This is a genomic window from Betaproteobacteria bacterium (genome assembly GCA_016713305.1).
Classification (GTDB): domain Bacteria; phylum Pseudomonadota; class Gammaproteobacteria; order Burkholderiales.
Map to the genome: position 1 here is coordinate 656,817 of JADJPK010000004.1, position 23,080 is coordinate 679,896.

Sequence of the window (23,080 nt, forward strand, 5' to 3'; positions counted from 1 at the left end):
CGATCCCGAAGCGGACTCCGCGGCGCGCCGCACGTCGCCGGGCCAGGACGCCTTTCAGAGACTCTGCATGCCGCCTCGATCATCGAGCAAAGCCACCGTTTTCACCGTCGGCACCGATGCCACGCGCTCGGCGGACATCGACTCCGATTACGCGTGGCTGCGTCTGTGGCTCGCTCTGGCCCTCTTCCACGCTGGGCGCTGTCGGAATGTGGTCCGTCGTCGTGGCGCTCCCGGCGGTACAGGCGGAATTCGGTGTGGCCCGCGCCGACGCGTCGCTGCCCTACACGCTCACCATGATCGGTTTCGCCGCTGCAGGACTGCTGGTGGGAAGGGCAAGCGACCGCGTGGGCATCTTCCTCCCGGTGGCGGTCAGCATTGCCGTGCTGTCCGCCGGATTCCTGGCGGCATCGTTCGCAGGCAGCCTGTGGATGTTCGCGCTTGCACAGGGCATCGCCATCGGCACGGGGTGCGCCGCCACCTTTGCCCCGCTGCTGGCCGACACGTCGTTGTGGTTCGCCCGCCGTCGCGGGCTGGCGGTGGGCATCTTCGCCAGCGGCAACTACCTGGGCGGAGTACTTTGGCCGCCGGTCATCCAGCACTTCATCGCCACCTCAGGATGGCGCGCGACCTACGCCGGCATCGCCGTGTTCTGTCTCGTCGCGATGCTGCCGCTTTCCTGGGTGCTGCGTCGCCGATCGCCCGCCGCAGCCGCGCCCGCGGGCGCGGCTGCGATCGCCATGCAGCGTCCGCTGGGATTGCGCCCGTCGACCTTGCAGACGGCCCTGCTGGTGGCGGGCGTGGCCTGCTGCGTCGCCATGTCGATGCCGCAGGTGCACCTCGTGGCCTACTGCGCGGACCTCGGCTACGGTCCCGCGCGTGGCGCGGAGATGCTGTCGCTCATGCTGGGTTTCGGAATCGTGAGCCGGCTCGCGTCCGGCTGGATCTCCGATCGCATCGGCGGGCTGAAAACGCTGCTCCTGGGATCCACTCTTCAGGGCGCGGCACTGCTGCTGTTCCTCCCCTTCGACGGGCTGGTGCCGCTGTACATCGTGTCGGCCCTCTTCGGCCTGTCGCAGGGCGGAATCGTTCCCTCCTACGCCATGATCATCCGCGCGCATTTCCCGCCGGCACAGGCCGGCGCCCGCATCAGCGCGACCATCACGGCCACCATCGTCGGCATGGCCCTGGGCGGATGGATGTCCGGCGCGATATTCGATCTCACCGGCGGCTACCGTGCTGCTTTCCTGAACGGCACTGCGTGGAACGTGCTCAACATGGTCATCGCCATCTGGCTGCTGCGGCGGGCCTCATCGGTTCCTCCCCAAGGAGGTCCGGCTCCCGCCACCGCCCGAGCCTGAGTCCATCAGCCCACGACCCCGATGTTCCAGGGCACGAATTCATGGTCACCGAGGCCCAGGAGTTCGCTCTTGCTGCGCTCGCCGGATGCGACGCGGAGAATGTGATCCAGAATCTGCCGCCCCATTTCCTGCACGGAGACCCTGCCGTCCAGGATCTCCCCGCAATTGATGTCCATGTCTTCCTCGAGCCGCTGGTACATGGGCGTGTTGGTCGCGAGCTTGATGGACGGGACGGGCTTGGCACCGAACATCGAGCCCCGGCCCGTCGTGAACAGGATCACGTTGGCGCCCCCCGCAATCTGTCCCGTCGCCGAACAGGGGTCGAATCCGGGCGTGTCCATGAAGACGAGCCCTTTCTGCACGACCGGTTCCGCGTAACGGTACACCGCCATCAGGGGCCCCGTGCCGCCCTTCATGGACGAACCGAGCGACTTCTCCAGGATGTTCGCCAGCCCGCCTGACTGGTTGCCCGGACTCACACGTCCGTTGATCTGCGTGTCGCGGCCCACGGTGTACTCGTCCTTCCACCAGCGGATGCGCTCGATCAGCTTCTCGCCCACTTCCCGCGATACTGCCCGGCGCGTGAGGGTGTGTTCGACGCCGTAGATCTCGGGAGTCTCCGAAAGGATGGCCGTGCCTCCGTGACGCACCAGCAGATCCATGGCGGCACCGAGCGCCGGATTGGCCGTGATCGACGAAAAACCGTCGGAGCCTCCGCACTGCAGTCCGACGGTGATGTGGCTCGCGGGCACCGGCACGCGCGTCACGCGATTGGCGGCGGGAAGCATTTCGCGAACGGCCGCGATGCCGGCCTCGATCGTCTTCCGTGTGCCTCCCGACTCCTGCATGACGAACGCCTTGAGCCGGGAGTTCTCCTGCAGCGACTGCTCCTTCAGAAGCCCGCTCACCTGGTTTCTCTCGCAGCCCAGCCCCACGACCAGACACCCGGCGAGATTCGCGTGGCGAGCGTAGCCACCCAATGTCCGCCGCAGCAGATCCATCGGTTCGCCCGTCTGCTCCATGCCGCAGCCGGAGCCATGCGCGAATGCCACGACTCCATCGACGTTGGGAAAGTCCGCGAGCCGCTCGGGCGTGAACCACTCGGCGATCTTGTGCACCACGGTGGCGGAGCAGTTCACGGTGGAAAGCACGCCGATGTAGTTGCGCGTGGCAATCTGGCCGTCGCCCCGCACGATGCCGAGAAAGCTCGCCCGCTGCGATTCCGGCAGCAATTCGACCGCGCGGTAATCCTCTGAGAAGGCGTAGTCTCGATCGAATTCCCGGAACTCCATGTTGTGCGCGTGTACCCAGGTGCCCGGAACGATGTCCGCCGAGGCAAAGCCGATGGTCACGTTGTACTTCACGATCGGCTCGCCCTTGCGGATCGGACGCGCCGCGATCTTGTGCCCGGCCTGGACCTGACTGCGGCTCGTCATGCCTTCCGGATCCAGCCGGGCTCCGATCGGCAGATCGGTCCTGGCTACGACGATGTTGTCGGATGGATGCAGCCGGATCGTGGTTCCGGCGGCGGGCTTGTCGTGGATCTCGATCATGCGGTCGCTCCTCTGCGGAAAATCGGATGGTTGCAAGTGGTCCCGATGCAGGGTCCGGGGGCGGGCGGGCGACGGCAAGGCCCACACGACGGCGCATGGAGCACGCGCGCCCGCCACCTGAAACGTCTGCCATCCGCCCGAGTTCGTCCGGGCCGAATCCGGCGCCGTGCGGAGGGCGCGATGGTACCGGGTCGCGCCCGCAATCTCACCCGGTCCGCCCGTGCGCGGCGGTTGCGCGCGGGCCGGCCAGTCTGCCTGGCCGGGCCTTCCCTAATGCTTCGCGAGCGCGACGAGCAAGGGCGTCGTGACGGCGGAGATGGCCGTGGACAACACCATGGCCGATGCGACCGGGCCCTGCAGTGCCTCGAACTGCCGCGACATCACATAGACGTTGATGCCCACGGGGAGCGAACCCAGCAGTACCACGGCCTGGGTCTCCAGCGGAGGCAAGCCCAGAAGGTGCGCCATGGTCCAGACGATGAGCGGCTGGATCAGCAGCTTGAGAACGGTGATGCCGGAACCTTCCTGCCAGCCCGCCTTCACGCCGTATTCCGACAGTCCCATCCCCACGACGATCAACGCGAGCGGTGCAGCAGACTGGCCCACCATGCGCAACGGCTCATCCAGGATGAACGGCAGCTGCCATCCCGTCTGCCCGAAGGCGGCGCCGGAAATGACCCCTACGATCACGGGCGTGGTGAGCACCTGCTTTGCGGTCCGTGCAAAACCCTTCACTGAAACCTCGCCGTGGCGGGCCCATTCGACGGATACGGTGGCGAGCGACCACAGGATGATCGCGTTGAACACGATGACCAGCGCGACGGGTCCCACGCCGGCCTCCCCCAGCATGGCCTTTGCCAGCGGAATGCCCAGGAGCACGTTGTTGGAGAAGACGCCGCCGAGCCCGAACACGGTCTGCTGGACTCCGTTCAGGCGGAAGAGCCACCACGAACCCAGGCGTCCGGCGAGAAACGTCAGCAGACATCCCCCGAAGAACGCGAGCAGCAGCCGGGCATCGAACGGCGGCAACCGTCCGGGATCACTCATGAGGCGGAAGAGAAACGCCGGCACGGCCACCGCGAAGACGAAGGCCGCCAGGGAATCGCTGACCGCCTTGGGCCACTTGCCGGATTTCGCCAGCAGGAATCCGATGAGAACCAGGACGAAGTGGGGCGCGACGAGGCCGAACTGATGGACGATGGTGCTCATGCGGTGCGAGCCGGGGTCGGCGCGCAGCGAACCCGGGACGGGTCCGCTTGCGGCACCCCCGCGCTCAGGGTCAGCAGCGGTAATCCACTCCCTTGCGTTCGAGCATCCGCACGAGCGCGGTCCAAGCCTTGCTGACTTCCGCTCCGCCCGGTCCCTGGAACTGCTGGTAGCCCTTCTGCGCGACTGGCTCGGAGATTTCGATCACCGTGTTCCGGCCTCCGGCCAGCGCGTCGATCTGGATCTGGCAGGCGGTATCCAGGTAATACATGAGCTCGAACGCCTCGCCGACCGTGGCTCCCAGCGAAAGCAGGCCGTGGTTTCTCAGGATCATCGCCTTCGACTCCGGACCGAGGTCCCGCGCGAGCCGAGTGCGCTCATCCAGTTCGAGCGCAATGCCTTCGTAGTCGTGATACGTCAGCATCCCGAAAGTACGCAGCGCGTGCTGGCTCAGTGCGAGCAGCCCGTCCTTCTGTGCCGACACGGCAACTCCGGCCCGGGTATGGGTATGGATGACGCAGTTCACCTCGGGCCGCGCGGCATGAACGCAACCGTGGATCACGAAGCCGGCATGATTGACTCCCAGGCCTGTGGAATCCTCGATGACGTCGCCCTCCTCGTCGATCTTGACCAGGGTCGACGCGGTGATCTCGTCGAACATGAGACCGTACGGGTTGATGAGCATGTGCCGCGTGCCGGGCACCCGGGCAGTGAAGTGAGTGAAGATGAGATCGGTCCAGCGGAACAGGTGAGCGAGCTGATAGGCGGCCGCGAGATCGCAGCGAACTTCCCATTCGCCCGGGCTCATCCGGCTTCGTGCCGACGAGGAATCGGCGATCACGGATCGCAGTTGTCGTGCCTGCTCGGTCATGTGATGTCTCCAGCAGCATTGGGTGGTCCGATCATAACCCCGCAGACCTGGCCGGCACTGCAGACGCAGCCTTCCGCATGCCGTCGCCGCTGGGATCTGCGGCGTCTTGACTTGCCCGGACCAGTTCGCGATAGTGATCCGGAAGAGACTTGCGGCCCTCGCCGTTCACCGAAAGCGTCTTCGCGTGCCGCCGAATCCCCGCGGTGCTTCGACCCCATGCCACACCAACGTATCCCCTGCGGTCCGGAGTGATGGGGATCGGATGAGCAATATCGGAAATAAATTGCCTGCTGCGCCGCGAACGAAACTCCGCCCGGAGTCGAAGGGGACTTCTCCATCGGGCAATTCCACGATGATCGCGGCGCCGCATGTGTCCCCCACTGGAGCGCCACCCTCCGGTTACGCGCTCTTGAGCGCGCTCTGCGACCTCTCTCCCGACATCCAGTTCTGCTTCGACCGCGACGGACGATGCCTTCTCGCCAGCCGCGCCGTTGCCCGGTGGGGCGTCGACGCTGCCGGTTGCACGGGCCGGCTGCTGAAGGAGCTGGCGCTGCCCGAGGCATGCGTGGACGCCCTCGAAGCTGCCCTTGATCATGTCTTCACACACGCAGCCCCGCGCGCGGTGGAGTTCCCGGCAGTGCTTTCGGACGGAGTCTGGCACTTCGAGGTGCATGCCGCCGTTGCCCCGCTGGGCCCGGACGGCGCATTGACCGCTCTCCTGCACGTCCGTGACCTGACCGACCGCAGAACGCTCGGTGACATTCTGGCGGATGGATCGCCCGGGCGAGATCGGGAGGTGCCAGGTCTCCCAGACTCCCTGCATCCCGTGCGGGACCTGCGCGATCGCTTCCGCCAACTGATCCAGAACATCGAAGCCACGGTCTGGTTCGCGGAATTCGATGACGGCGAGATGCGCCTCCAGTATGTCAATCCTGCCTACGAGACCCTGAGTGGAATGACGGCGACGGGTCTTTGCAGTGATCCGTCCGCCCGCGTGCGATCCATCCACCCCGCCGATCGACCTTACTACCTGGAAAGGTTTGAGACGTGGCTGCACGGTCCCAGGTCCGAAAGGCTCGTTTCGGAACACCGGATGGTCCGGCCGGACGGAACGATCCGGTGGCTCAGGGAGCAGTACACGTTCCAGACCTCTGTCGAGACTGGAACCGTGAGCATCTGTGCCACGGGCGAGGACATCACCGCACAACGAGAGACCCGAACGGATCTCGAGGACACGCTCGAGCAGTTCAGGCTCATCACCGACAACACGCAGGAGGTGCTGTGGATCAGCGACCCCTCGCTCGAGCGCATCGAGTACCTCGGCTCTGCCGTGCAGCGCGTATGGGGGCTGACGCCCGACGAAGCGAGGAACAATCCGGGCGCCTGGCGCGAGCTGGTCGATCCTGCAGACCTGCCGAACCTGGACGACGCCGTGGAGCGTCAGAGGCAAGGCGAGAGCGTGACAGTGGACTTCCGCATTGTCCGGCCGGACGGACAGGCACGCTGGTTGACAGCTCGTTCGACTCCGATGAAGGACCGGCGGGGGCGGATGCTCGTCTGCGGCGTCACCGAGGACATCACCGACCGCGTGCAGCACCAGCGGCGGCTTCTGGAGGATGCGGAACGCCAGCGTGACGTCCTCGTGCGCGAGGTCCATCATCGGATCAAGAACAGCCTCCAGGGTGTCGTGGGTCTGCTGCGCAAGCACGCGAGACTTTCCGGGGGGCGATCGGCGCCGCTCGAAGCGGCGATCTCGCAGGTGCAGTCCATCGCGCTGGTGCACGGACTCCAGTCCGGCCGCGGCTCCGACCGGGTGGCCGTGTGCGACATCGTGAGCGCCATTGCGCGAATGCTCGAGGAACTCACGGCACAGCCGATTCTTCTGCAGCAGTCGGACGCAGCGCATCGGCGCTACGGCGTCCTCGAAGGCGAAGCCGCCGGCATCGCTCTCGTACTGAACGAACTCATGATGAATGCCGTCAAGCACGCGAAGGGACCCGGGACCCACGTGAGCGTGGGGTTGGACCACGCAGAGGACCAGATCCGCGTCGTGATCAGCAATTCCGGCGTCCTGCCTGCGGCCTTCCGGTTCGACGAACACACCGATGCCGGCACCGGTCTCGGTCTGGTTCGCGCGCTGATGCCTGGAGCGGGCATGTCGGTCGAGATCTGCAACACACCGGAGGGCGTCCGCACCGCGGTGACGCTCACCGATCCCTACATTCGGGTGCAGCTGCCCGATGCCGCGCGACAGTAAGGAAAGACAGGGATAGAATTCCCAGTGCTCCGGCGCGACCCTCTGCTGTCGTGCCCCGGGCACGCGCCGCCCACTCTAAGCGGCGCTCCTTGGACACTCCGGCCGACCTTCCGCCGCAACGATATCCCTGCCTCCGGACCGCTCAGGACCCGTCGGCAGGATGGAGGAAGCGGATGGGGCACTCCCTCGATGGCGCTCTGCACTGGCGCAGGCCTGCCCGTGGCGGCGAAGGCACCAATGCGGCTGCGGCGGCCCGGGACTACAGCGACACTCTGATCACCCACGGCCTGCTCGTCGCGGACGAACGGGACAACCTCGTCGATGCCTGCGAACACGCGGAGGCCATATTCCGGTGTTCCCGCCAGGACTTGATCGGCCGGCCGCTCCTGGCGCTGTTCCCTTCCTGCGCCTTCCCGGGCCAGTGGCTCGCACGGAACGGAGATCTTCCGCCGGACATCGGGGTTGCCGGAGCCGTCCTGCGTGTAACTGCGATGCGTCCGGACGGAGAACGGTTTCCCGCCACCCTGTCCCGGTGCCAGTTGCAGGCAAGCGGCACCAGTGTGCGCCACTTCGTGGTGGGCGATTCGTCCCCGCTGCAGCGCAGACTGCAGGAGACCGAGCGTCTGGCCGTGGCCGTCGAACAGACCGGAGACGCCATCGCCGTGACCGACTCGCGCGGGACGATCGAGTATGTCAACCGCTCGTTCGAGGAGGTGACCGGTTACGAATGGAGCGAGGCAAGGGGCCGCAGCATGCGGCTCGTGAGCAGCGGGTTGCACGGAAGGGACTTCTACCGGTCGTTGTGGAGCACGCTCTCGAGCGGAAACGTCTTCCGCGGCCGCTTCGTGAACCGGCGCAAGAACGGCGAGCTGTACCACGAAGAGAAGACCATCAGCCCCATCCGCGACGGCGCCGGCAGGATCACTCACTATGTGTCGACGGCAAGGGACGTCTCGCAGCAAGTCTCCATCGAGGAGCGGCTCAACCAGCTGGCCAACTTCGACGTTCTGACCGGACTGCCCAACCGCAACCTGTTCCTGGATCGGCTGGCACAGGCGATCACCGCTTGCGGCAGGAGCGGCAAGCCGGTGGGCCTGCTCTATCTGGATCTCGACCGGTTCAAGCTCATCAACGACACGCTGGGGCACGAGGCGGGAGACGAACTGCTGCGCTGCGTCGCCCTTCGTCTGCGGGCCTGTCTGCGGGAATCCGACACGGTGGCACGTCTCGGCGGAGATGAGTTCACCGTGATCCTGCGGGATCTTCAGGGTCTCGCCCACTGCAGGAGGGTGGTGGAGAAGATCGTGGCCGGCTTTGCTCCTCCCTTCGACGTGCTGGGCCGTGCCCTCTACGTGTCTCCAAGCATCGGTGCCGCGATCCATCCTCAGGATGGCGCGGACCCCGCCACGCTCCTCAAACACGCCGATATCGCGATGTACGACGCCAAGAACACGGGTCGCAATGGCTTCTCCTTCTTCCGCCCGGAGATGAGCGCAACAGCGCAGGAGAACCTGGCGCTGGAAACGGACCTGCGTGGCGCGGCAGCGAGGCAGGAGTTCGCGCTCATGTATCAGCCCCAGGTGGACATGCTCTCCGGCCGCCTCATCGGAGTGGAGGCGCTTCTTCGCTGGCACCATCCGCGCCGCGGCACCGTCATGCCGGACACGTTCATCCGTCTGCTCGAGGACATCGGCCAGATCGCCACGCTGAGCGAATGGGTCATTTCGCGGGCCTGCCGGGACATCGCCCGGGTGAACAGCCGGCTTGGGTGCAGCCTGCGGGTGGCCGTCAATCTGTCCAACGGACAGTTCAAGGACCCACGGCTCCCGTCCCTGGTGGAACAGGCACTCATGCGTTCCGGACTGGCGCCGTCGCTGCTGGAGTTGGAGATCACCGAGGGCACGCTGATGGAGAACGTGCCGGCGACCATGTCCGCGCTGCACAGTCTCGAGCGGCGCGGGGTGCGGCTCGCCGTCGACGATTTCGGCGTGGGTCATTCCTCGCTGAGCTACCTGCGCCGGTTCTCGGTCGACGTGCTCAAGATCGACCGCTCGTTCGTCCACGATGCGATGGCGGACGATGACGCACGTTCCATCGTCAGAGCGATGGTGTCCCTCGGCCGTGCCCTGGAAATCGGTATCGTGGCCGAAGGCGTGGAAACACCGGAACAGCACGCCCTGCTCGCCTCCATGGGATGCGAATGCGCCCAGGGATTCCTGTTCGGGCGCCCGATGACCGTCGACGCGCTGACGAAGGTCGCCGCATGCTGGGTTCCGCGCAATGTGCCGGCCGGGTGAGCGAACCCTCCCCGGCTCTCACGCGGTGGGCCGGCGCTCCACCCTCGCCGATCTGTCCGCAAGCCGGACCGGCACGGACGTCTGCGCCTCGTACCGGTCGTTCCACCGCATCGGCTCCCATGCGACGACTCCGTCGTCGCGCAGGAGACTGTCCAATCTCTGACGGATGAGCAGCGGAGGTCGGCCGGCCTGGCCGAAAGCCTTGCCCGTGACGAATATCACGTCGAACGGGCCCCACGCCGGCCACACCGGCAGCCCGACGTCCAGCCTGCGGAACTCGATCGTCTGCCGGTACTCCGCGCGTACCCGCGCGAACCTGCTCCATCCTCCCGTGCCGCGAAGGAAGAACCGGGACGCCCTGTCGTGCGCCATTCTCGTGACGCAGCGCAGGGGATACACGCCGGCTGACGCTGCAGCGAGTGCGTCGGGATGGACGTCGGTCGCGAGGATGCGGGCCGGGAATTCGCGGCAGTCTCGCTGCTCGGCGAGGAAGAACGCAGCCGAGTACGCGCTCTCTCCGAAGCCGCAGCCACATATCCATATGTGCGGAATCCGGGCTCGGACGTGCGCGACGCGATCCAGTGCACGCTGCAGACGGTTGCCTGCATCGAAGTCGAACTCGCCGTGGGCAAGGAGCAGATCCAGCAGATCGCCCCATTCCGTCGCGTGCGGATCCTCGAGTGCCTCGACATAGCGATCCATGCCGGCCGCTTCCGATTCGGCGGCGCGGATCACGATGTGCTCGTACACGTGCTGTTCGAGAACATGCGAAAGAACCAGGCCGGTGCGCTCGGCGATGAGCCGCCGGATCTTGTGCTGGTGGACTCGAGTCATGACATCGCGGCCGGAATTTTTCGGTGGGTGGCTGGCAACGGCATGCGAAGGTCAGTCCGTGAGCGGGAAGTTGCCCTTTCCCGCGTTGCATCCGACCGGCTCGCCGCCGGGTTCACCGGCGTCCGCATTGAATGCGCATGGCGCGGCGACCGACGACAGCCGGGTATGGAGGCGGAGCGTCGCGTCGGGATCCGCGGGCTGCAGCACGCAATGCACCCTGCCGCACGGCAGAAGATCCGGGCCATACAGCAGCCGCACCAGGCCCTCGTCGTCGAGCTGCGTCACCACGCGATGGAGCGCGTCGTAGTCGAATGGCCGCAGCACGACGTCCACGATCTCGGTGGCCGGGACTTGCTTGAGGTCGTCGCAACCGTCCACTTCTTCGGTGGGTTCCTGTCTGGTCGTCGCCGGCGCCACCTCGGCGCGAGCCGTCCGGGAGAGCAGCGTATCGATCGAATCCAGCGCCTCACACAGCGTGCGCTTGAGGGAGGGCGTGGGACGCAGGCCGCCTTGCCGGATCTGGTCCACCAGAGACTGCACCACATGACTGATGGACGCGATATCCGGAAAACCGAAGGTCGCTGCGCCACCCCGGATCGTGCAGACCGCACGGAACATCTTCTCCAGCGACTCGCCGGCATCGGCCGGCGGTCCATCCAGGAACGGAATGCAGCCGCGCGCCTGGCGCACGTGCTGCGATGCCTCGGTAACGTAGACGCCGCGTGGGAGTGCGTGCGACGCGCTCATGACCGGCACCCCTGCTGCCGGCAGCATTTACGGCGGGCGCCTTCGAACCGCGGACCGATTCCCTTCACGCAGGAACGAACGCGCGATGCGTCCGGCAGGGGGAATGTGCGCTCCGGGACATGCGCAATACTTGCTGTGAGGGGTGCTGACCGCGCCCCGACGGAAGACTCCATGTTCGACCCCCAAGCACACTGGCAGATGGTGGCCGACAGGAATTAGGTCGGCGAGACGGTGTGGACGCTCTTGGCAGCGGATCGAAAAGGAACGCCGCCCGCAAGGTCCTTGACCGGAATTACGACGATGCGCGGTCGTTCTTTAGCGATCTTCGGGCGACGAGCGGCGCGCGCGCGAACTCCATCATGGCCGATTGATGTGGTCCTTCGGCGGGGTCAGCTTGTTGAGTTGCTCGACGGCCTTGAGGATGTCCTCCGCGCACTCGCTGATCTTGCGTCGGGACGAGCGCGCGTGGTGGCGCAGCACTTCGAAGGCCGCTTGCCGGTCGATGCGGTAGCGCTCCATCAGCACGCCCACGGCCGTGCGCGTCTTCTGCTCGATGACCAGCGCGTTGCCCAGCCGGCTTTCGGATTCGCGCAACCGGCCGATCTCGGCGGCCCGCACGAGCGAGGCTTCGATGGACGGCACGATCTGCGGAATGTCGATCGGCTTCAGCAGATAGCCGAGCGCCCCGTTCTCGAACGCCTGGCGCACGATGTCCAGATCGCCGTAGGCCGACAGAAAGATGAAGGGGGAGGACCGCCCGTCTCCCGCAGCCGGGCCGCGACCTCGATCCCGTCCATGCCGGGCATGCGCACGTCCAGGATCACGAGATCGAAGGTCTCCCGTCCAATCGCCTCCATGGCCTCGCGGCCGGACGCCGCCACCGAAACCCGGTAACCCATCTCCCGCAAACCGTCCGAAAGCGTGGCAAGGACCAGCCGATCGTCGTCGACGAGCAGCAGGCTGGCTCTCTGGCCGCGCTGAGTTTCGGTTTGTGCATGGTCATTCATCGTCGTTTCCCCCAAAATCATGCAATCGCAGCCGGTTCGTCCGGCTTGCGGTCTCGTTGCTCATCGGCCACAGCAGTCCGCGGAAGCTCCGGCCGGCACTCGGCCACGGCAGGATGCGGCTGCTGCGAGGCGTCCGATCCCGCCAGTCCCCGCCCTGCCATTGCACGCACCCCTCCACATTTCATGAGTTCTTCCCCGGGACTCGCCGCGGTGCGGCCGGAACGGCCGCCGGATCCGGCGAGTTCCCCTCTCGCCGGTTGCACAGCACCGGTTCGGTCACCCCGACCCGGGTACACACCTCGTCATTCAGTTGCTCGAACGACACCTCCACACCCGATCCGGGCAGGAGCGCCTTGACCAGACTCAGACCGGCTCCCAGGCCTTCGTCGGGAAACCGCATGGAAGCGGGAAGCGTTCCGGCGTTCCGGATCGTGATCTGCGCATGGCCGTCCGGCGCCTCCACCAGGACCCGTGTACCGGCGCTGCCGCCGCAAGAGTGCTTGACCGCATTGAGCAGCAATTCGTTCAGGATGAGTGCGAGCGCGACCGCCTCCCCCTCGGCGACGATCATGTCGGCCCCGGCAGGAATGCTCACCGAACATTGCAGCGGCCCGTAGCTGATCGACTGCAGCATGTTCACGATCTCCTGCACCATCTCGCCGAGACGCAGGTGCATCCGGCTGGACCGGCCCTGCATTCCGTGGATCGTCGCCACCGCCTGCACCTGCGTCACCGCGCAGTCCACGAGTTCCCGCAACGCCGGCTTGTTCACTCCCTCGCGCCGGAGAAGTCCCACCACACCCTGAAGGTTGTTCTTGATACGGTGGTGAACCTCGCGCACCAACGCGTCACGCTGACGTGCGGCGAGCTCCAGCGCCCTGTCGTGACGCAGCTTGCGCTCGGTGATGTCTTCGGTGATGCCGCACGTCAGCCGCTCGCCGCGTCCGTTCACCATGATGGACGAACGTGCGGACAGCCAGCGCGTCGTTCCATCGGGACGCACGATGCGGAACTCCGCGTCGATCGGTTCGCCTTCCTGCACCGTCTGGAGGAACGTCTGCACGAGGTCCCGGTCGTCGGGGTGCAGCAGTCCGTGCCAGACGCGGGCGTCCTCGTACACCTTCTCCCGCGGCACGCCCCACACGCGTTCGCAACTGCGGCCCACGTAAAGGAAGTTGCGCGCGGACGCGTCGACGATCCAGAAGACATCGCGCATGTTCTCGGCAAGCAGGCGGAAGCGCTCTTCCGATTCCCGCAATGCCTCTTCCGCGGCGCATCTCTCTGTCGTGTCCCGCGCGACACCTCGATAGCCCCGGAACGCGCCGTCCCGGTCGAACACGGGCATGCCGCTCACGCAGAGCACACGCATGTCGCCATGGTCGTCGCCACATCGCACGATGAGACCGCGATAGCTTCGCAGTTCGCGCGTCGCTTCGGCGTACTCCGCGAGACCCGGCTCGCTGAGCGCGTCATGGCTGCACTCGTCGAGAGTGCGGCCGATCATGCGCTTCCACACCGCGGAACCGGTGTGTCCGGAAGAGATCTGCGTGAAGCGCAGTCGTTCGTCCTGTTCCCAGTAGTAATCGGCGGACAGCTCCACGAGCGCCCGGATGCGGGCTTCACTCTCCCGCAACGCGTCCTCGACCGAGCGGCTGCGGGAGATGTCGCGGCCCACCCCCCGATATCCGCGGAAAGCGCCGGCGCCGTCGTGGACGGGGATACCGCTGATGCTGAGCGTGTGCAGCCGGCCATCGCCGCCCTTGCGGGTCATGATGAAATCGCGGAACGGTTCCCGGCGCAGAAGCGTCTGCCGGTGTTCCCGCCAGCGATCTTCCGGCACGTCCATGGGAGCGATCTCCCAGCGCGTCTTGCCCACGCTGCTCTGGGACGCCTCGATCTTGAGAATGCGGTAGATGTTGGGAGAGAACCAGGTGAATCGGAATTCCTCGTCCTGCTCCCAGAGCCACTCGCTGGACAGGTCCATGAGTCCGTCGCCCTGGGGTGGAACCGATTCGAACGCAGGTGCGATTGCGGACGCGGAAGCCACCGACAGCAGGGCGACTTCCGGGGGCGCGGAATTCGCGGCGAGCCTTCTCACGGACAGGATCAGTCCGCCCTCTCCTCGATAGGTCCTCGGCAGCGCAAACGGCTGCCCTTTGTCCACATCGGCGGAGAGTTCCTCGCAGAATCGTGACCACTCGCTGCCGAACAGACCCTGGAGACTCGTCGGCCGATCCGAGGCCGCGCGCTTGCTCTGAAGCGACATCCACTCGCGATTGGAGAAGACGACCTCGAATGTTCCAGGATCGAACGCACAAACGGGCAATGGCAGTTCCTGGAACGCCAATCGCCAGAAATCCGGCACAAAGTCCCGATCCCCGGCCGCGGTGACGGACCCGGACAGTCGGGAAGGCCCGGCAGGGCTCGCGACCGCTCCCGCCACAGCGGAACTCTGGAACGTCATCGTGTCGCGAAAACTCATCGAAGTTCACGCGAGGCGTAGTGGCGGCTGCCGGCCAACGTGCTGCCGGCCGTCCCCTGCTCATCCCGCTCCGGGAAAAGCGGGTATGGCTGTGCTGCACTCATCAATCTTCTTCCTCGGCGCGATCGAAGGCGCAATCGCACGTGGTGGGACCTGGACGAAACCTGGGCTGGGAATAGGCGCCTGCTTGCGTCACGATGATCGAGAACTCCAGCAATCCGCAAAGGGATTCGTGAGGGATTCGCCCAGACCGCGGGGAGTTGGCGGCCCGTCGTGACACGCGTTCCAGTCGGCGTCGGGAGGACTCGGAAGGACTGCAACAACTGGGATTCTGGCAAATCGGTGTCGGAGGGTCAACGCGAAGACGGCGCGACCCGGGGCCGGAAGCCTTCCCTCGACGGGATCCGAGGGGGAAGTGACAGCCATGTTGCACGGAGCGCGGCCGCGAGGCCGCGTAGACCGGGCGCTCCCGGCCCGAGCTGGCGGCCACGCTCGCGATGCCCATCGTCCACTTCACCCCGCAGCCGCAGCGACACATCTCCGCGCCGTCATGCGAGGCCCGCGGTGATACGGTGCGCCAGGTGCTGGGGGATGTCTTCCATCTCGTGCGGCCGCTATGGGATCGTCCCAGCAGCTGGAGTGGTTCGGAGGCGGCTACGAACATCCCGGAATCCACTCCGTCGCGGTGGATCCGCGCAGCAATGGCGAACCCATCACCGTCTGGTTCGTGCCCGCGACCCGGGACGAATTGCGCGTACCCGTGGAAGCGCGGCTGGTGGTCACCCGCACCCGCGATGGCGGCAAGTCCTTCGAGGTGCTCTCCGAAGGTCTGCCACGGGGACCGGCCTACGATCTGGTGTACGGCCACGGGCTGGACATCGATGCCTCCGGGACGCTGCTCGCCATGGGATCGACCACCGGCAACCTGTGAATCTGGGAAGACTCCGGGGACTCATGGACGACCGTGACGCAGCATCTGCCGCCCAACTACGCGGTGCGCATCGTTCCGGACTGAAGGCGACAGCCGGGCCGGCGTCAGCTCGCGCGCTGCTCGAGTCTGTGATGTGACCCGGGATACCGGGCCAGCGTCCGCGCCAGGAAGCCGAGTTCCCTCTCCAGCTGGGCCGCCAGCGTCCAGGGCGGGTTCACGATGAAGACGTGGCTCCCCAGCATGCCGAATCCGCCTTCGTCCGGTTCGGACACGATGAGACTGGCCAGCAGCCAGTCCGACACCGGCAGCGCCTTGAGCCGGTCGATCAGCGTCTGCGGTTCGCGGCGCGAAAGCGCGGGCACCCAGATCATGAACATGCCGTGCGCGAAACGCCGCAGACCCTCCTCGACCGCTTCCAGCACCTTGGGGTAGTCCGTCTTCAGCTCGTAGGGCGGATCCATGAACACGAGTCCCCGCCGGGAGGGTGGCGGCAGCAGGGCCTTGATCGCCCCATAGCCATCCCTGTTCTCCACCTTGGCTCGCTTCTCGTCCGCAAAGTGGGCTGCAAGGATCTCGTGATCGGTGGGATGGAGTTCGAAAAGCCGCAGACGGTCCTGGCTGCGCAGCAGTGCGCGGGCGAGCTCCGGGGAACCGGGGTACTGGCGCGGGAAGGATTCGCTTCCCGCCGATTCACCCGTGGCGCGCGGCGACGCATGGGCGAGATCGAACGCCCGGACATGTTCGACGTAGTCGCGGACGAGGGGCGGAAGATCGCTTCTCGACCACAGCCTGCCGATGCCCGACTCGTACTCCGCGCGCTGCTGCGCATAGCCTGTCGAGAGCGCATAGCCGCCCGCGCCGGCGTGCGTGTCGACCACCCAGTATGGCTTGTCCTTGGCGTTGAGATGGTTGAGCGCGGCCACCAGCAACACGTGCTTGAGCACGTCGCCGTGATTGCCAGCGTGGAAGGCGTGACGGTAGGCGAGCACGGGGAGGACTCAGGTGAGGCAGCCGGACCGCCGGAGCGGCCGGGAATCGATTCCGGCCGCCGCGGACAGCCGATCGTGCCTCACATGCTCCTTCGGTACTGTCCGCCCACCTCGAACAGGGCGTGCGAGATCTGCCCGAGGGAACAGCAGCGAACGGCGTCCATCAGCACTTCGAAGATGTTCCCGTTGTCGATGACGGCCTGCTGCAGAAGCGCCAGCATCTGGCTGCTCTCGGTCGAATGGTCCTCGTGGAACTTGCGCAGGCGGTCGAGCTGCGAGCGCTTCTCCTCGTCGGTGGAGCGCGCGAGCTCGAGCGTGGCCGGAATCGGATCGCCGTGCGGGTTGCGGAAGGTGTTCACGCCGATGATCGGATAGGAGCCATCGTGCTTCTTGTGCTCGTAGTAGAGCGATTCCTCCTGGATGCGTCCGCGCTGGTAGCCGGTTTCCATGGCACCGAGCACGCCGCCCCGCTCGCTGATCCGCTCGAACTCCGCCAGGACGGCCTCCTCCACGAGCTCGGTGAGCTCCTCGATGATGAAGCTGCCCTGGTTCGGGTTCTCGTTCTTGGCGAGGCCCCATTCGCGGTTGATGATGAGCTGGATCGCCATGGCCCGGCGGACCGATTCCTCCGTGGGCGTGGTGATGGCTTCGTCGTAGGCGTTGGTGTGGAGGCTGTTGGCGTTGTCGTAGGTGGCGATCAGTGCCTGCAGCGTCGTGCGGATGTCGTTGAAGTCGATCTCCTGCGCGTGCAGGCTGCGGCCGGACGTCTGGCAGTGGTACTTGAGCTTCTGGCTGCGCTCGTTGGCGCCGTAGCGGAATTTCATCGCGGTGGCCCAGATGCGGCGCGCGACGCGGCCGATCACGGTGTACTCGGGATCCATGCCGTTGCTGAAGAAGAAGCTCAGGTTGGGCGCGAAGTCGTCGATGTGCATGCCCCGCGCGAGGTAGGCCTCCACGAAGGTGAACCCGTTGGAGAGCGTGAACGCGAGCTGGCTGATCGGATTCGCGCCCGCCTCGGCGATGTGATAGCCGGAAATGGACACGGAGTAGAAGTTCTTGACGCCGTTGTGCACGAAGTACTCCTGGATGTCGCCCATGACCTTGAGCGAGAACTCCGTCGAGAAGATGCAGGTGTTCTGTCCCTGGTCTTCCTTGAGGATGTCCGCCTGCACCGTGCCCCGCACGGTCTGCAGCGTCCACTCGCGGATCTTCTCCGCTTCGTCCTCCGTGGGCTCGCGGCCGTTGTCGGCGCGGAACTTGTCGACCTGCTGGTCGATCGCCGTGTTCATGAACATCGCGAGCATCGTGGGCGCAGGCCCGTTGATCGTCATGGACACGCTCGTGTTGGGCGCGCACAGGTCGAAGCCGGAGTAGAGCACCTTCATGTCCTCGAGCGTCGCGATGGACACGCCGGAATTGCCGACCTTGCCGTAGATGTCCGGACGCAGATCGGGGTCGAAGCCGTACAGCGTCACCGAGTCGAAGGCCGTGGACAGGCGCTTGGCCGGCATGTCCTTGGCAAGAAGATGGAACCGGCGGTTGGTCCGGAACGGGTCTCCTTCACCGGCGAACATCCGGGTGGGGTCTTCGTTCTCCCGCTTGAAGGCGAACACCCCTGCCGTGAAGGGGAAGGAGCCGGGGACGTTCTCCAGCATGAGCCACTTCAGCTGCTCGCCGTGGTCCTCGTATCGCGGCAGGGCCACCTTGCGGATCTTGGTGCCGGAAAGCGAGGTCGTCGTGAGTTCGGTGCGGATCTCCTTGTCCCGGATCTTCACGACGTATTCATCGCCCGAGTAGGCCTTCTGCAGATCGGGCCACATCTCCAGCAGCTTGCGCGCCTTGGGGTCGAGCTTCTGATCGCGGACACTGATCAGCGCCTCGAGCGACGGGGACGACTCCTTGCACTCCGCGTTCAGCATGGCAAGCGATGCCGAGAGCTGCTGACGCTCGCGGGCAATGCGAGACTGCACCAGCGCCTGGGCCTTGTAGTCGCGGACCGCGTGGGCGATGTCCGCGAGGTAACGCACGCGGGCAGCCGGCACGACGGCCTTCACGGCCGAGGACGAGCGGATCGACAGCCGGGGCAGTGCGCCGGGCTCCAGCGCGAGCCCCTTGCCGGCGAGCTCGGCGGAAAGCGCTCCGTACAGGGCCGTCACGCCGTCGTCGTTGAAGCGGGAAGCGATGGTCCCGAACACGGGCATCTTGTCCGGCGCCGTGGTGAACGCCTCGCGGTTGCGCTGCATCTGCTTGCTGACGTCCCGCAGGGCATCTTCCGCGCCGCGCCGGTCGAACTTGTTGATCGCCACGAAATGCGCGAAGTCCAGCATGTCGATCTTCTCGAGCTGGCTCGCGGCCCCGAACTCCGGCGTCATCACGTACAGCGAGGTGTCCACGAGCGGCACGATCGCAGCGTCACCCTGGCCGATGCCGGACGTCTCCACGACGATGAGGTCGAAGCCTGCGGCCTTGTAGGCGGAGATCACATCCGGCAGGCAGGCGGCGATTTCGTTGCCCGCTTCGCGGGTGGCCAGCGAACGGAAGAAGACGTTGGGATGATGGTTCGCGTTCATGCGGATCCGGTCGCCGAGCAGGGCGCCGCCGGACTTCCTGCGCGAGGGGTCGACCGCGACGACGGCGATCTTCAGGCGGTCTCTCTGATCCAGACGGAACCGGCGGATGATCTCGTCGGTGAGGGAGGACTTGCCGGCGCCGCCGGTGCCGGTGATTCCCAGCACCGGCACCTTGCCGCGGCCGGCGGCCTGGCGGTTGAGTTCGGCGCGCAATGAATCGGGGAGGACTTCGTTCTCGAGCGCGGAGATCACCCGGGCCAGGACATGGCGCTCGCCTGCCGTCAGCCCGTCCAGATGGGCCGGCACCTCGCTGGCGATGTCCCGGTCCGAGCGCTTGAGCATGTCCTGGATCATCCCCACCAGGCCCATGCTGGCGCCGTCTTCGGGCGAGTAGATCCGCTCCACCCCGTACGACTGCAGATGCGCGATTTCCTGGGGGACGATCACGCCACCGCCGCCTCCGAAAACCTTCACGTGGCCGGCGCCGCGGCTGCGCAGCAGGTCGATCATGTACTGGAAGTATTCCACGTGCCCGCCCTGGTAGGACGACACGGCGACACCGTGGGCGTCTTCCTCGATCGCTGCCGTCACGATCTCGTCCACCGAACGGTTGTGGCCGAGATGGATGACCTCGGCGCCGTTGGACTGCAGCAGACGCCGGATGATGTTGATCGACGCGTCGTGGCCGTCGAACAGGCTGGCGGCGGTGACGAATCGGACCTTGTTGACGGTCTTGAACTCGGGGCTCTGGTTCTGCACGGAGAGATCGGTCATGGCGGGCTCGCTTTATGAGAAAGGCCGGACTCGGTGGAAGGCCTGCCTCGTGGGCGGGCCGGCCATCCGTTTGACGGACGAAGGGGCGCGGATTATTGCACCAAGTTGCCGTTGACGTAAACGTCAACCGAAACCGCCCCGGCGGCCCCCGCCACGGCGGGGTTTTCCGTTCGTCGGAGTCCAGGCATCTGCCCCGCCCTCCGACCCAATCCGATGCCGTCGGGCATCGGGTCGGGACCGCCGGAGCTTCCGGCGCCGTCGCCGCACGCGAGGCGGTCCCGGCGAGAAAAATATCCGGGCTAGAATTCTGGCGCAACCGCCCCGGGAGGCGACGGCGCGCCGGGCGTCCGGCCCCCCCGGGTTTCGAGGACACGCCATGCCCGACCGAGTCGCCGATCCACGCCTCATCGATGCCGCCGGGACCTGCCACGAGCCCGCGTCGGGCGTCGTCAGAATCGTCTCTCTCGTTCCCAGCATCACCGAACTGCTGTTCAGTCTCGGTCTCGAGGACAAGATCGTGGGCCGCACCGGGTTCTGCGTGCATCCCAAAGGCCCCGTGCGCCGAGTGCCCAAAGTGGGCGGTACCAAGACGGTGGATGTTCCCAAGGTCCGCAAGCTGGGACCCACCCACCTCATCGTGAACGTCGACGAGAACCCCGCCCGGTCGTGGAGGAACTGTCGGCTTTCGTCCCGAACGTGGTCGTCACCCATCCCATCGAACCCGAGGACAATCTCAAGCTTTACCGTCTCATGGGCGCGATCTTCGGGCGCGAGGCCCGGGCGGAGGAACTCTGCGAGACGTTCGGGATGGCGCTGGAGACAACCCGCGTCGCCGTCCAGGAGCTCCCCCGCGAAAAGGTCCTCTACTTCATCTGGAAGTCTCCCTGGATGACCGTCTCGCGGGACACCTATATCTCGCGCATGCTGAATCTGGTGGGCTGGGACACGGTGCCGGAGGTCGCGCATTCGCGCTATCCTCGGTGGATCTTTCGCCACCCCTGCTGCGCGATGTCCGCCACGTGCTGCTGTCCACGGAGCCCTACAGCTTTGGCGAGCGTCACCTGGAGGAAGTGCGCGCCGCCCTACCGCCCGGCTGCACCCCGGACGTGTCGCTCATCGACGGCGGCATGACCTCCTGGTACGGCAGCCGGGCCATCGAAGGGCTGAGATATCTGCGGGAACTGCGTACCGCCCTCAGCGCCCGGTAGGGCCGCCGCGCTGGCGAATGTGCCAGGACGAAGCGCTTGCGCCGAAGCAGGCCTCTGGTGCACAGTCGGGCCAACAGGCTGTGGCGCGCGACACGATTCCGGCTCGCGCGACCGAAAGCCGGCCCTCCAGGAGACCCTTTCATGAACGTCGCTTCACGTTTCGCCGTCCTTGCCGCGCTCGTCTGTGCCCCGCTCGCCGCCGCGCATGCCGCCATTCCCCCTGGCGCCGTGGTCGATGAGGTCGACGGGACTCTGTCCTCCCCGGCCTACACCTATACGGTGCCCGGCACGTCCACCCAGGTGTCGGTCCCGTCCTTCGGATGGCAACTGAGCTACGAGCGGTACTTCGACGGCACCGACGTGGTGAAGCACGTGGAAATCGCCTTCAATTTCGCTCTGGCGCTGGGTTTCACCGAGGCCCAGCAGCTGGCCTGGAAGTCCCAGACGGAAGACGAGATCGAATCCATATGGAACGGAAAATTCCGGATCGACGACCTCGCCAACGACCTGAGCTTCGGGCTGCGCATCGACGTGACGCTGGAAGGGCCTTTCGACCAGGCCGTCTCGGTGGCGGCGCGGCCGGGGGACTGCAACTCCCACCCCAACGCGCTCGATTGCCGTGACAGCATGATCAAGTGGTTCGCCGATTCGTCGGACTCGACCAAGGCGCACGAGTTCGGGCACATGATCGGGTTGTACGACGAATACCTGGGCGGTGCGGTGGACCGTGCCGTGAACCCCACGCTTTCCAACGACGGCCTCATGGGCCTCGGGGCGGTCAGCGACGATCCGGTGATGTACAGCCGCTACTACGCCCAGTTCCTCCAGTTCCTTTCCGATCCGGTGCTCGTCCCCTTCGACGACTACAACCGGCTGGTGGGTGGCATGGCGGCCCTCGATCCTCACTTCGTGCTGTCCGCCGTCCCCGAGCCGGGCACCTGGGCGTTGTTGGCGTGCGGCCTGCTGGTGACGATTTCCGCCGGGCGCCGCCGGTCATCGTTGCATTGATCCTTCGATCGGGTCCGTGGCCGGGAAGCGATCTCGGCGTTCGCTGCTGATCGCCCTGGGGCAGTGCGCCGTCGCGGGCGCATGTCGCGCCTCCGGAACCGGGCGCCGCGACGGCGAGTTGGCTGAAGTCCGCTACGTGGCGCCGGATCCTCTGGGCGTGACGATCATCGTGACACTCCGCGCCGGAGGCACCGCCACCCTCATGCGCGTCCCGTCCGCCGGACGCGGTGCCAGGCCCGCGACCCACGAGATCCCGCTCACCGAACCGCAACGGCGCGAACTGATTCTGGCCGGTACCCGCCTGCTGGGACACACACGCGAACCCGGAGGACCGCGCCCTCCGGGCAGCGCCTACATCGAGATTCTGGTGAAGGGCCGCGGGGGACGGGAGTACCGCCACCAGAAATGGTCGGACGAGCGCGTGCCGGATATGGAGGCGATCGAAGCACTGGCGCTTTCCCTGGCAGATCCGGCCGGGTCGCCGGCCGCGGAGGATCAGCCCCGGTCGAAGTAGGACTCGAGCCTAGTCATGAACGCAGGAACGCTCGTCTCCCCCTCTTTCGGCGCCCACTGCGCGCGCTCCTCGTCGGCGAGCGGCCGGTAGGGTCCGGCCTTGGACTCGAAGAAGACCGATCCCGGTTCGAACGACAGCACGGTATGGAACACCCCGTGAGGAACGTTGGCGCCGACGAGGTTCCCGCCGGCACGCAGCAGCACGGCACGAGTGACCGTACCCTCATCGTCGAAGAGCACCAGCCCGAAGGCGCCGCGCAGCACGATGAAGGTTTCGTCCTTGGCCGGGTCGAGATGCCGGTGCGGCTGCACGTACGAGCCCGGTTCCACTGCATTGAGCAGCCGATTGCAGGGCGCGTCCTCGGCCGCATGGAAGTTGAGGTTCTTGCGGCCGCGGGCGCTGCGGCGCGCTTCGTGGCTTGTCTGGTCCAGCAGATCGTCGCCGATCAGCGTCACTTGATTTGCGGATGTCATG

At 66.2% G+C, this 23,080-nt stretch carries 15 protein-coding genes and 2 pseudogenes; 7 read left to right on the top strand and 10 right to left on the bottom strand.

Features of this window, described 5'->3' with window-relative positions:
* Window positions 1-116: 116 nt before the first annotated feature.
* Window positions 117-1,358: an MFS transporter gene (locus IPK20_03835; protein ID MBK8015924.1), complete on the top strand. Its 1,242-nt coding sequence runs from the start codon at window positions 117-119 to the stop codon at window positions 1,356-1,358.
* 5 nt (window positions 1,359-1,363) lie between these two features.
* Here IPK20_03835 and IPK20_03840 read toward each other — a convergent pair whose 3' ends face one another.
* The 3 genes from IPK20_03840 to IPK20_03850 all read right to left on the bottom strand — a co-directional run bounded on the left by IPK20_03840 (window position 1,364) and on the right by IPK20_03850 (window position 4,988).
* Window positions 1,364-2,911, bottom strand: a complete 1,548-nt coding sequence (locus tag IPK20_03840; GenBank protein ID MBK8015925.1) for an altronate dehydratase — start codon at window positions 2,909-2,911, stop codon at window positions 1,364-1,366.
* Between the two features lie 270 nt (window positions 2,912-3,181).
* Window positions 3,182-4,120 carry an AEC family transporter gene (locus tag IPK20_03845; protein MBK8015926.1) on the bottom strand — a complete coding sequence of 313 codons (939 nt, stop codon included), beginning with the start codon at window positions 4,118-4,120 and terminating at the stop codon, window positions 3,182-3,184.
* A gap of 70 nt (window positions 4,121-4,190) precedes the next feature.
* Entirely contained in the window at window positions 4,191-4,988 is a 798-nt protein-coding gene (locus IPK20_03850) for a class II aldolase/adducin family protein (protein ID MBK8015927.1), read from the bottom strand.
* 409 nt (window positions 4,989-5,397) lie between these two features.
* Here IPK20_03850 and IPK20_03855 point away from each other — a divergent pair, with 409 nt between their 5' ends.
* On the top strand, window positions 5,398-7,245 hold the full coding sequence (locus tag IPK20_03855; GenBank protein MBK8015928.1) for a PAS domain S-box protein: 1,848 nt from the start codon (window positions 5,398-5,400) through the stop codon (window positions 7,243-7,245).
* 173 nt (window positions 7,246-7,418) lie between these two features.
* The gene (locus IPK20_03860; protein MBK8015929.1) at window positions 7,419-9,542 is read left to right on the top strand and encodes an EAL domain-containing protein; all 2,124 of its coding nucleotides are present in this window, start codon (window positions 7,419-7,421) and stop codon (window positions 9,540-9,542) included.
* 18 nt (window positions 9,543-9,560) lie between these two features.
* Here IPK20_03860 and IPK20_03865 read toward each other — a convergent pair whose 3' ends face one another.
* The 4 genes and pseudogenes from IPK20_03865 to IPK20_03880 all read right to left on the bottom strand — a co-directional run bounded on the left by IPK20_03865 (window position 9,561) and on the right by IPK20_03880 (window position 14,612).
* A complete protein-coding gene (locus tag IPK20_03865) occupies window positions 9,561-10,376 on the bottom strand; it encodes a hypothetical protein (protein MBK8015930.1) in 816 nt (271 codons plus the stop codon).
* Between the two features lie 51 nt (window positions 10,377-10,427).
* Window positions 10,428-11,123 (bottom strand): Hpt domain-containing protein, encoded by a 696-nt coding sequence (locus IPK20_03870; protein ID MBK8015931.1) that lies wholly within the window; start codon window positions 11,121-11,123, stop codon window positions 10,428-10,430.
* Window positions 11,124-11,480: 357 nt separating this feature from the next.
* Window positions 11,481-12,130: pseudogene (locus tag IPK20_03875) on the bottom strand (response regulator).
* Between the two features lie 181 nt (window positions 12,131-12,311).
* On the bottom strand, window positions 12,312-14,612 hold the full coding sequence (locus IPK20_03880) for a PAS domain S-box protein (protein ID MBK8015932.1): 2,301 nt from the start codon (window positions 14,610-14,612) through the stop codon (window positions 12,312-12,314).
* Between the two features lie 616 nt (window positions 14,613-15,228).
* Here IPK20_03880 and IPK20_03885 point away from each other — a divergent pair.
* Window positions 15,229-15,543, top strand: coding sequence for a hypothetical protein (locus IPK20_03885; GenBank protein MBK8015933.1), 315 nt, complete (start codon window positions 15,229-15,231; stop codon window positions 15,541-15,543).
* 104 nt (window positions 15,544-15,647) lie between these two features.
* On the opposite strand, the gene IPK20_03890 is transcribed toward IPK20_03885, so the two are convergent.
* Window positions 15,648-16,532, bottom strand: a complete 885-nt coding sequence (locus tag IPK20_03890; protein MBK8015934.1) for a 23S rRNA (adenine(2030)-N(6))-methyltransferase RlmJ — start codon at window positions 16,530-16,532, stop codon at window positions 15,648-15,650.
* Window positions 16,533-16,612: 80 nt separating this feature from the next.
* Complete coding sequence (locus tag IPK20_03895) at window positions 16,613-19,876, bottom strand: cobalamin-dependent protein (GenBank protein MBK8015935.1); 3,264 nt, start codon at window positions 19,874-19,876, stop codon at window positions 16,613-16,615.
* 376 nt (window positions 19,877-20,252) lie between these two features.
* Between IPK20_03895 and IPK20_03900 the strand changes: the two are divergent.
* From IPK20_03900 to IPK20_03910, 3 genes and pseudogenes are all read left to right on the top strand, one after another.
* Window positions 20,253-21,084: pseudogene (locus tag IPK20_03900) on the top strand (ABC transporter substrate-binding protein).
* 141 nt (window positions 21,085-21,225) lie between these two features.
* Window positions 21,226-22,092 carry a PEP-CTERM sorting domain-containing protein gene (locus IPK20_03905; GenBank protein MBK8015936.1) on the top strand — a complete coding sequence of 289 codons (867 nt, stop codon included), beginning with the start codon at window positions 21,226-21,228 and terminating at the stop codon, window positions 22,090-22,092.
* A gap of 16 nt (window positions 22,093-22,108) precedes the next feature.
* Entirely contained in the window at window positions 22,109-22,606 is a 498-nt protein-coding gene (locus IPK20_03910; GenBank protein MBK8015937.1) for a hypothetical protein, read from the top strand.
* Here IPK20_03910 and IPK20_03915 read toward each other — a convergent pair.
* Window positions 22,588-23,079 (bottom strand): WbuC family cupin fold metalloprotein, encoded by a 492-nt coding sequence (locus IPK20_03915; protein MBK8015938.1) that lies wholly within the window; start codon window positions 23,077-23,079, stop codon window positions 22,588-22,590. The genes IPK20_03910 and IPK20_03915 overlap by 19 nt on opposite strands.
* Window position 23,080 lies beyond the last annotated feature (1 nt).

Bases quoted from the DNA above. Each gene is read 5' to 3' on its own strand.
- IPK20_03895 (MBK8015935.1), bottom strand. From the start codon at position 19,876: ATGACCGATCTCTCCGTGCAGAACCAGAGCCCCGAGTTCAAGACCGTC.
- IPK20_03860 (MBK8015929.1), top strand. From the start codon at position 7,419: ATGGGGCACTCCCTCGATGGCGCTCTGCACTGGCGCAGGCCTGCCCGT.
- IPK20_03915 (MBK8015938.1), bottom strand. From the start codon at position 23,079: ATGACATCCGCAAATCAAGTGACGCTGATCGGCGACGATCTGCTGGAC.
- IPK20_03835 (MBK8015924.1), top strand. From the start codon at position 117: ATGCCACGCGCTCGGCGGACATCGACTCCGATTACGCGTGGCTGCGTC.
- IPK20_03885 (MBK8015933.1), top strand. From the start codon at position 15,229: ATGGGATCGTCCCAGCAGCTGGAGTGGTTCGGAGGCGGCTACGAACAT.
- IPK20_03870 (MBK8015931.1), bottom strand. From the start codon at position 11,123: ATGAGCGCGTCGCACGCACTCCCACGCGGCGTCTACGTTACCGAGGCA.
- IPK20_03905 (MBK8015936.1), top strand. From the start codon at position 21,226: ATGAACGTCGCTTCACGTTTCGCCGTCCTTGCCGCGCTCGTCTGTGCC.
- IPK20_03845 (MBK8015926.1), bottom strand. From the start codon at position 4,120: ATGAGCACCATCGTCCATCAGTTCGGCCTCGTCGCGCCCCACTTCGTC.
- IPK20_03865 (MBK8015930.1), bottom strand. From the start codon at position 10,376: ATGACTCGAGTCCACCAGCACAAGATCCGGCGGCTCATCGCCGAGCGC.
- IPK20_03880 (MBK8015932.1), bottom strand. From the start codon at position 14,612: ATGAGTTTTCGCGACACGATGACGTTCCAGAGTTCCGCTGTGGCGGGA.
- IPK20_03850 (MBK8015927.1), bottom strand. From the start codon at position 4,988: ATGACCGAGCAGGCACGACAACTGCGATCCGTGATCGCCGATTCCTCG.
- IPK20_03840 (MBK8015925.1), bottom strand. From the start codon at position 2,911: ATGATCGAGATCCACGACAAGCCCGCCGCCGGAACCACGATCCGGCTG.